The 881-nt window shown below is 58.5% G+C and carries 1 protein-coding gene and 1 pseudogene; both read right to left on the bottom strand.

Features of this window, described 5'->3' with window-relative positions:
* Positions 1 to 288 (bottom strand): annotated as a pseudogene (locus A3730_RS22625) (adenylosuccinate lyase); the annotation flags it as partial.
* Positions 289 to 426: 138 nt separating this feature from the next.
* Positions 427 to 881, bottom strand: a 455-nt coding sequence (locus tag A3730_RS22630) for a DUF489 family protein (protein WP_063539002.1), incomplete at its 5' end; no start/stop codon positions are given.

Raw genomic sequence — 881 nt, forward strand, 5'->3', positions numbered from 1 at the left:
GGCTTTGACGTCGTGGTTGGTGGTGGCTTCGATGGCCTTGATGCGCTCGGCATGCTGGACCTCGAAATCACGGGTGACGCCGCGCAGGTGCCAGGCAGCCTGGCCACTCATCAAGGGGACTTCCGGGATGTTCTTGTCATGGGCCAGCTGTTCCAGCCAGCTGACTTCCACATGGACGCGGAAGCGAATCAGGCCGTATTCACTGGTGGTGTTGCGCAGTGCATCGACTTTGCTGGCGTAACGACCGTCTACCGGTGAAATGGCAGTCAAAGAGGTAAGGCTGGACATGTCAGGCTCCCGAATATCGTCCAAGTAGGTACGTACACGTACATTCCAAAGGCGGCGCAATCATACAGCAAAATTCCGCAAACTGCGCCGCTGTTGATGACAGCTGAAAGTTGATCTATTTATAGCTTTAACAGTCGCTTATAAGACACTGATATCAATGGACTCAATGAGCGAAAGGAGGCGCTTTCGATGGAACAGAAGGTGCCAGCGACGCCCGCCCAGCTGGTGCCAAAGGAAGGCGGCGCGCACCCCGGCCAGAAACAGGGCGCGGATGCGTGCGGCCTTGTCGTCGTCCTGCAGATGGGCTGGGTCGCCCTTGACTTGAATGCGAAATCGAAAGGTGCCCAGGGTATCCACATAGATACCGGCAATGCGGTGGCAAAAGGCGTCATCGGAGAATTTGTCAAAGTGGGCCTGCTGGCCGCTCAGCGCCAGCAGGCGGTTGCGCAGAATGCTTACGGTGTCCTCATTCTTGCGCAGCTTGCCGGCCAGGTGGAGCAGGGCCAGGCCGTAGTTGAGCGGGCGCAAGTTGGCGCCACGGGACTCCTTGTTCAGGCTGCGGTTGAGCAGGCTGACGCCTTCGCGGAGCTGGC

It is taken from the genome of Alcanivorax sp. HI0044 (assembly GCF_001634945.1).